Below are 7,567 nucleotides of genomic sequence, written 5' to 3' on the forward strand. Positions count from 1 at the left end.
ACTGGGCCTCGTCGCGGTCCAGTAGCACCAGGGCGTGCAGGCCGCCCGCCAGCCGCAGCGCGACGGCGTCGGGGCCGAGCGCCCCGGGATCCCAGTCGCGGATGGGCGCGGCGACGGCCCCTTCGGGCATCGCGCCCTCGAGCCACCTCAGCAGCGCCGCGGTGAAGGGAGAGCCAAGCGCCTCGCAGGCCCGCGCCTGCTTGAGGAAATGTGCCTGCCAGGGGGCGGGCTGCACCACCTGACCGGCGCTCACCGGAACTTGTCCTTCAGCTTCTGCAACGGCGTGCGGGTATCGCGGCGATCCGCCTGGGCCTTCAGCGCGGCAGCCTTCTGCGCCACGGCCTGCTGCCCCGACGTCTTCTGCCCCGAGACCTGCGGCCCGTCGCCCCGAGTGCCACCCGAGCCGCCGGCCTGCGCCTCCCGATCCTTGTTGCGCGGCGGGTTGACCCGCAGTGCGACGGCATTCTGGAACCGCGCCGCATCGCCCCTGGCAAGATCCGCCGCCCCGTCCGAGCAGCCGCGCATCATGTCGTCCAGCCAGCCTTCCTCGGCCTTGGCGAAATCCGACAGGACGTAGCCCGCCACCCGGTCCTTGTGGCCGGGGTGACCGACGCCCATGCGGATGCGCTGGTACTCGGCCCCGATATGCTGGTGGATCGAACGCAGCCCGTTGTGCCCCGCATGCCCGCCGCCCCGCTTGACGCGCAGCTTGCCGGGCGCCAGGTCCAGCTCGTCGTGGAAGACGGTCACATCGGCGGGGGTGAGCTTGTAGAAGCGCATCGCCTCGCCCACCGACTGGCCCGAGAGGTTCATGAAGGTCGCAGGCTTCAGAAGCAGCACCTTCTCGCCGCCCAGGCTGCCCTCGGTCAGCTCGCCCTGGAACTTGGCCCGCCAGGGGGCAAAGCCGTGATCGGCGGCGATCCGGTCCAACGCCATGAAGCCGATGTTGTGCCGGTTGCCGGCGTATTTCGCCCCGGGATTGCCGAGTCCGACAAAGAGCTGCATGGGACCTCCGCTGCTGGCCATTGTGCCAAGGGCTTACCGCAGCGGGGCGGGGCGGTCCAGCAAAGGGCAGCGCCGCGGGGCCTGCCGGGCGTCCCCTGCAGACAACCGGCCCGCTTGGCGGATCGAGGGCCTCTGCATGGGCAGGACGGTACAACGGCAAACGGCCCCGCCGCAGGGGCGAGGCCGTTCGAATGTCTCAGCAGGGCCGTCAGGCGCCGAGGATCACTCCTCTGCGGCTTCCTCGGCATCATCCTCGGCGTCGTCCTGGGCCTTCAGGCCCGACGGCGCGGTGATGTTGGCGATCACGAAGTCACGCTCGATGACGGGCTTGACGCCTTCGGGCAGGGTGACCTGGCTGATAGTGATGGTATCACCGATCTGCTTGCCGGTCAGGTCGACGGTGATGTGATCGGGGATATCGCCCGCGATGACCGACAGGTCGACATCGGCACGAACCACGGTCAGCACGCCACCCTTCTTGAGGCCGGGGGCCGCCGCGTGGTTGATGAACTCGACGGGGATGTGCAGGTTCACGCGGGTGGTGCGACGCAGGCGCATGAAGTCGACGTGGGTCGGCAGATCCTTCACGACATCGCGCTGGACGCCGCGGCAGATGACGCGGACGTCTTCGTGGCCTTCAACCTTCAGGTTGAAGAGGGTCGCCAGGAAGCGGCCTGCCTTCAGGCGCTTCAGCAGGTCGTTGAAGCCGATCTCGATCGCGATCGGATCCGCGTCGCCGCCGTAAACCACACCCGGAACCATGCCAGCGCGACGCGCTGCGCGAGCGGCGCCCTTGCCCGTCCCCGCACGTTCCTGGACGAGGAGATCAGGAATTTCTCCAGCCATATCAATTCTCCTAGTAGGGGCGGGCACCCTCCAAGGCTGTATGCCCGCGTTCAAGTCCCGCGCGAGTACACGGATTCCCCAACAAAGGAAAGCGCTATTCGTGCCGCTGCCCGGCCCGAACGCCGCCGCCGGCACCGGCGGGACCAGGGCCGCGCCCTTTCCGGGCCCTCAAGCCGCAGCCCCGATCCTTCCCGGCATTTGCCTGCCGGCAACCTCGCCGCGGCCGCCCGACAAGATCCCCCCTCCGCCGCGGTGACGCCGGCCCCGAGCTTGACCCTGACGCCCCTTTGCCGTCTAGTCCCGCCGATGCCAGCCGGCGCAGGGGATGCGCCATGCCCGCCAGAACTTCCCCTGCAACGAAAGTGTCACCATGTCCTTCATCGCCATGAACCGCTTCAAGGTCCGCCCGGGCCACGAGGAAGCCTTCGAGGAAATCTGGAAGACCCGTGAGAGCCGCCTGAACGAGCTGGACGGCTTCCGCGAGTTCCGCATGCTGAAAGGCGCGAGCGCCGAGGATCACGTCCTCTATGCCAGCTACACGCTCTGGGCCAGCAAGGCCAACTTCGAGGCCTGGACACGCTCCGAGCAATTCCGCGACGCCCACAAGAACGCCGGCAACAGCCGCACCAAAGACGCCCTGATGGGCCCGCCGCAGTTCGAAGGCTTCGAGGCCATCCTCGAGGACGCCTGACCGTCGGGGGCCGACACCGCCCTGCGTGTAGGGTGGGTGCAACCCACCTGCCCTGCGCGTCCCCGAAGGTGGATTGCATCCACCCTACGCCGATGACCGCCGGAGGAGCCCCCCGGCGGCGCGGCGGGTCACTCGACCTTGCGGCCTTCCGAGACGGCGCCGGTATCGGACATGTCGAAGCCGAGGTGATCGGCCACGGTGAAAATGTCCTTGTCGCCCCGCCCCGAGAGGTTGATGACGATGATGTGGTCCTTCGGCAGGTCCCCTGCGATCTTCATCACATGGGCCACGGCATGCGAGCTTTCCAGCGCCGGGATGATGCCTTCGGTGCGGCAGCACAGCTGGAAGGCCTCCAGCGCCTCGTAATCGGTGACCGAGACGTATTTCGCCCGACCGATGTCATGCAGCCAGGAGTGCTCGGGCCCGATGCCGGGATAGTCGAGCCCGGCCGAGATCGAATGCCCCTCCAGGATCTGCCCGTATTCGTCCTGCAGCAGGTAGGTGCGGTTGCCATGCAGCACGCCGGGGCGGCCGCCGGTCAGCGAGGCGCAATGCTCCATCTTCTCGTCGACACCCTTGCCGCCGGCTTCGACGCCGATGATGGCGACCTCCTTGTCATCGAGGAACGGGTGGAACAGGCCCATGGCGTTCGAGCCCCCGCCGACGGCGGCGACGACGGTGTCGGGCAAGCGGCCCTTGCCTTCCTGCTCTTCCAGCTGCCAGCGGGTCTCCTGGCCGATGATGGCCTGGAAATCGCGCACCATGGCCGGGTAGGGATGCGGACCGGCCACGGTGCCGATGCAGTAGAAGGTGTCACGGACATTGGTCACCCAGTCGCGCAGGGCGTCGTTCATCGCGTCCTTCAGGGTGCCACGGCCCGAGGTCACGGGCACCACTTCCGCGCCCAGCAGGCGCATCCGGAAGACGTTGGGCGCCTGGCGCTTCACGTCGGTGGCGCCCATGTAGACGATGCACTTCAGGCCGAACTTGGCGCAGACGGTGGCCGTGGCCACGCCGTGCTGCCCGGCGCCGGTCTCGGCGATGATCCGGGTCTTGCCCATGCGCCGTGCCAGCAGGATCTGCCCCAGCACGTTGTTGATCTTGTGCGCGCCGGTGTGGTTCAGTTCCTCGCGCTTGAGGTAGATCTTCGCCCCGCCCAGCTCTTCGGTCAGCCGCGGCGCGAAATAGAGCGGGCTCGGGCGGCCCACGTAGTTCTTCCACAGCTCCCGCATCTCTTCCCAGAAGCCCTCGTCGGTCTTGGCCTTTTCATATTCGGCCTCCAGGGCGAGGATCAGCGGCATCAGCGTCTCGGAGACGAAACGTCCGCCGTGCAGGCCGAAGCGGCCCTTCTCGTCCGGGCCGGTCATGAAGCTGTTGAGAAGATCGTCCATGGAAAGCTCCTGTTTCCGGGCTGCGGGTCAGCAAGGATGTAGCGGGATGGCGCCCTTCGGGCAAGGGATGGCACCTGCGGCGACATGCCTCCGGCGGGAGTATTTTCAGCCTGGTGATGAACAAGAGGCTCTTATGCCCATCACCAGGCTGAAAATACTCCGGGGGTGAATTGGGCCCGGAACGGGATCAAGAGGGGGCAGCGCCCCCTCCACGTGCTCCCCGCAGGGGATTTCTTTCAGGCCGCGATAGCGGACTGGACGAAGGAGAGGATCTTTTCGGCATCCTTCACGCCCGGTGCGTTTTCGACCCCGGAGGAGACATCGACCTGGGTGGCCCCGGTCAGCCGGATGGCCTCGGCGACGTTGTCGGGGGTCAGCCCGCCGGCCAGCATCCAGGGTCGCGCCCAGTCGCGCCCGGCGATCAGGCGCCAGTCGAAGGACAGCCCGTTGCCACCCGGCAGCTCGGCCTCCTTGGGCGGTTTGGCGTCGATCAGCAACTGGTCCGCCACGGTCTCGTAATCGGCAATGGCAGCGAGGTCGGCGGCATCGGCCACGCCGATCGCCTTCATGACCGGCAGGCCGGTGCGGGCGCGGATCTCGGCCAGCCGCGCGGGGCTCTCCTTCCCGTGCAACTGCAACATGTCCAGCGGCACCTCGGCGGTGACCGCCTCCAGCAGCGCATCGTCGGGATCGACAAGCAGCGCCACCTTGGCGAGGCCGACGGGGGCCTCCAGCGCCAGGGCGCGGGCAGTCGGAATGTCGAGGTGACGCGGGCTCTTCGGGAAGAAGACCAGGCCGGCGTAGACGGCGCCGGACCGGGCGACGGCCTCCATGTCGGCGGGGGTCTTCAGGCCGCAGATCTTGACGCGGCGCCGGGGCGCGCGGTTCGGTTGGACGAGGACGGGCACCGGATCAGTCCAGCAGCGCCAGGACGTCGTCCTGTCCGTGCTTCTCGCCCTTCAGCCGCTTCACCTCACGCTTCAGCTTGTGGGCCTCTCGGGACTGGCGGCGCATCTCGGCGCGGTGCTTGTGCTCGCGCATCCATTCCCAGAGGAAGCCGATCAGCAGCCCGGCCACGATGCCGGCGAAGATCACCGCGTAGAGCGGCAGGGTCACGGCGAAGTTCATCCCAGCGATATCGGCAAGGCCCTCGGGCAGCAGCGCCAGCTCAACGGGCTGCCGGTTGGCCAGCGCCACCGAGACCAGCACGATGGCGATCAGGCCCAGGATGGCGTAGCGGATGTATTTCATCAGTCGTTTCCGTTCAGTCGGTCCCGCAGAAGCTTGCCGGTCTTGAAGAAGGGAACGTGTTTTTCCTCGACCTCGACGGCCGCGCCGGTGCGCGGGTTCCGCCCGGTGCGGGCCTCACGTTTCTTCACCGAGAAGGCCCCGAAGCCGCGCAGCTCGACGCGGTTGCCCTTGGCCATGGCCTCGGTGATCTCCTCGAAGATCGTGTTCACGATCCGCTCGACATCGCGCTGGTAAAGATGCGGGTTCTCGTCGGCGATCTTCTGGATCAATTCAGAGCGGATCATATGGTTCTGTCTCCCCGGCACTGGTCTTCTGCTGACACCATGTTCCGGGAATATAAGGGCTTTCCCCCTCTACGGGAACAACCTGAAATGTGGCGTGGGCCGGGATTTCGGCCAAAATTCCCCCGCAAGGCGGAAATCCCCGCCCCGTTCTTCCCCCTGAACGGGCCGGTGCCCGGGATTTCATCGCCATGCCGCACTGCGGCCAAGGAATTGATTCGCAAGCACTATGGGCCCGTCGCGCTGCCCTTCACGTCAGCCCGGAACGGCAAAAGGGCCCCGCTGCTGCGGGGCCCTTCCGAAAGGATGCGACACACTCATGGGCCGGACGGCCCAGGGGGTGCTCAGTCGTTGTCGCCCTTGAGGGCGGCGCCGAGGATGTCGCCCAGCGAGGCGCCCGAGTCGGAGGAACCGTACTGTTCGACGGCCTCTTTCTCTTCGGCGATCTCGCGTGCCTTGATCGACAGGCCCAGACGGCGGGTCTTGCTGTCGACGTTGGTGACGCGCACGTCGACGTGGTCACCGACCGAGAAGCGCTCGGGGCGCTGTTCGGCACGGTCACGCGACAGGTCGGAGCGGCGGATGAAGGACTTCATGCCTTCGTATTCCACTTCGATGCCGCCGTCTTCGATGGCGGTGACGGTCACGGTGATGACCGAACCACGCTTCACGCCGCCAACGGCTTCGGCGAACTTGTCGCCGCCGACGTTCTTGATCGAGAGCGAGATGCGCTCCTTGTCGATGTCGACTTCCGAGACCACGGCCTGGACGATGTCGCCCTTGCGGTAGTTCTGGATGGCGTCTTCACCGCGCTCGTCCCAGCTGAGGTCGGACAGGTGAACCATGCCGTCGATGTCGCCAGGCAGGCCGACGAACAGACCGAATTCGGTGATGTTCTTGACTTCGCCTTCGACAACGGTGCCCTCGGGGTGGGTCTCGGAGAAGACTTCCCACGGGTTGCGCATGGTCTGCTTGAGGCCCAGCGAAACGCGACGCTTGGCAGCGTCGATTTCCAGCACCATGACGTCGACTTCCTGCGAGGTCGAAACGATCTTGCCGGGGTGCACGTTCTTCTTGGTCCAGGACATTTCCGACACGTGGACCAGGCCTTCGACACCGGGCTCCAGCTCGACGAATGCACCGTAGTCGGTGATGTTCGTGACGCGGCCGGCGTGAACCGAAGACAGCGGGTACTTGGCGGCCACCAGATCCCACGGATCTTCCTGCAGCTGCTTCATGCCCAGCGAGATACGGTGGGTGTCCTTGTTGATCTTGATGACCTGGACCTTCACGGTCTCGCCGATCGTCAGGATCTCGGAGGGGTGGTTCACACGGCGCCATGCCATGTCGGTGACGTGCAGCAGGCCGTCCACACCGCCCAGGTCGACGAAGGCGCCGTACTCGGTGATGTTCTTGACCACGCCGTCGACCGCCTGGCCTTCCTGCAGGTTCGAGATGACCTCGGCACGCTGCTCGGCACGGGATTCCTCGAGGATCGCACGACGCGAGACCACGATGTTGCCGCGACGACGGTCCATCTTCAGGATCTGGAAGGGCTGCTTCAGACCCATCAGCGGGCCGGCATCACGCACGGGGCGGACGTCAACCTGGCTGCCGGGCAGGAAGGCAACGGCACCGCCGAGGTCGACCGTGAAGCCACCCTTGACGCGGCCGAAGATCGCACCTTCGACACGGGCGTCGTCGGCGTAGGCCTTTTCCAGACGATCCCAGGCTTCTTCGCGGCGGGCCATCTCGCGCGAGATGACGGCTTCGCCACGGGCGTTCTCGGCGGAACGCAGGAAGACTTCCACTTCGTCACCGACGGTGATCTCGGGAGCTTCGCCGGGATTTGCGAATTCTTTAAGATCGACGCGGCCTTCCATCTTGTAGCCGACGTCGATGATGGCCTGGCCCGCTTCGACAGCGATCACCTTGCCTTTGACAACCGAACCCTCTTCGGGGGTGTCCATTTCGAAGCTTTCGTTAAGGAGGGCTTCGAATTCCTCCATCGATGTGTTCTGAGCCATGTGGTCTCTGGGTTCCTAACGTTTTCGCTATACTGGCCGAGCGGTTGTCTCCGCCGGTCTTGGGATTGGTCATGT

General features: G+C 66.2%; 9 protein-coding genes. 1 reads left to right on the plus strand and 8 read right to left on the minus strand.

Annotated features, from left to right (window positions below; translation table 11 throughout):
* The 3 genes from OS124_RS25225 to OS124_RS0118800 all read right to left on the minus strand — a co-directional run.
* Positions 1–253: DUF2332 family protein (locus tag OS124_RS25225; RefSeq protein ID WP_010141441.1), on the minus strand; the 253-nt coding region annotated here is incomplete at its 3' end.
* A complete protein-coding gene (gene pth, locus OS124_RS0118795) occupies positions 250–1,005 on the minus strand; it encodes an aminoacyl-tRNA hydrolase (RefSeq protein WP_010141443.1) in 756 nt (251 codons plus the stop codon). The genes pth and OS124_RS25225, both read right to left, overlap by 4 nt.
* 222 nt (positions 1,006–1,227) lie before the next feature.
* Positions 1,228–1,851: a 50S ribosomal protein L25/general stress protein Ctc gene (locus tag OS124_RS0118800; protein WP_029375573.1), complete on the minus strand. Its 624-nt coding sequence runs from the start codon at positions 1,849–1,851 to the stop codon at positions 1,228–1,230.
* 325 nt (positions 1,852–2,176) lie between these two features.
* Between OS124_RS0118800 and OS124_RS0118805 the strand changes: the two genes are divergently transcribed.
* On the plus strand, positions 2,177–2,542 hold the full coding sequence (locus OS124_RS0118805; protein WP_010141445.1) for an antibiotic biosynthesis monooxygenase: 366 nt from the start codon (positions 2,177–2,179) through the stop codon (positions 2,540–2,542).
* Positions 2,543–2,670: 128 nt separating this feature from the next.
* Here OS124_RS0118805 and trpB read toward each other — a convergent pair whose 3' ends face one another.
* From trpB to rpsA, 5 genes are all read right to left on the minus strand, one after another.
* Positions 2,671–3,933, minus strand: coding sequence for a tryptophan synthase subunit beta (gene trpB, locus OS124_RS0118810; RefSeq protein WP_010141446.1), 1,263 nt, complete (start codon positions 3,931–3,933; stop codon positions 2,671–2,673).
* 236 nt (positions 3,934–4,169) lie between these two features.
* On the minus strand, positions 4,170–4,841 hold the full coding sequence (locus tag OS124_RS0118815; RefSeq protein WP_010141447.1) for a phosphoribosylanthranilate isomerase: 672 nt from the start codon (positions 4,839–4,841) through the stop codon (positions 4,170–4,172).
* A 4-nt stretch (positions 4,842–4,845) separates the two neighbouring features.
* Positions 4,846–5,184 (minus strand): lipopolysaccharide assembly protein LapA domain-containing protein, encoded by a 339-nt coding sequence (locus OS124_RS0118820; RefSeq protein ID WP_010141448.1) that lies wholly within the window; start codon positions 5,182–5,184, stop codon positions 4,846–4,848.
* Positions 5,184–5,468, minus strand: coding sequence for an integration host factor subunit beta (ihfB, locus tag OS124_RS0118825; protein ID WP_010141449.1), 285 nt, complete (start codon positions 5,466–5,468; stop codon positions 5,184–5,186). Before ihfB ends, OS124_RS0118820 begins: the two co-directional genes overlap by 1 nt.
* A 341-nt stretch (positions 5,469–5,809) precedes the next feature.
* On the minus strand, positions 5,810–7,492 hold the full coding sequence (gene rpsA, locus OS124_RS0118830; RefSeq protein ID WP_010141450.1) for a 30S ribosomal protein S1: 1,683 nt from the start codon (positions 7,490–7,492) through the stop codon (positions 5,810–5,812).
* Positions 7,493–7,567 lie beyond the last annotated feature (75 nt).

Source organism: Oceanicola sp. S124 (genome assembly GCF_000220565.1).
In the GTDB taxonomy this organism is placed as follows: Bacteria; Pseudomonadota; Alphaproteobacteria; order Rhodobacterales; family Rhodobacteraceae; genus Pseudooceanicola.

What these genes read in the sequence shown, in the direction of transcription:
- pth (WP_010141443.1), bottom strand. Translation starts at nt 1,005, where the DNA reads ATGCAGCTCTTTGTCGGACTCGGCAATCCCGGGGCGAAATACGCCGGC.
- OS124_RS0118800 (WP_029375573.1), bottom strand. Translation starts at nt 1,851, where the DNA reads ATGGCTGGAGAAATTCCTGATCTCCTCGTCCAGGAACGTGCGGGGACG.
- OS124_RS0118805 (WP_010141445.1), top strand. Translation starts at nt 2,177, where the DNA reads ATGCGCCATGCCCGCCAGAACTTCCCCTGCAACGAAAGTGTCACCATG.
- trpB (WP_010141446.1), bottom strand. Translation starts at nt 3,933, where the DNA reads ATGGACGATCTTCTCAACAGCTTCATGACCGGCCCGGACGAGAAGGGC.
- OS124_RS0118820 (WP_010141448.1), bottom strand. Translation starts at nt 5,184, where the DNA reads ATGAAATACATCCGCTACGCCATCCTGGGCCTGATCGCCATCGTGCTG.
- ihfB (WP_010141449.1), bottom strand. Translation starts at nt 5,468, where the DNA reads ATGATCCGCTCTGAATTGATCCAGAAGATCGCCGACGAGAACCCGCAT.
- rpsA (WP_010141450.1), bottom strand. Translation starts at nt 7,492, where the DNA reads ATGGCTCAGAACACATCGATGGAGGAATTCGAAGCCCTCCTTAACGAA.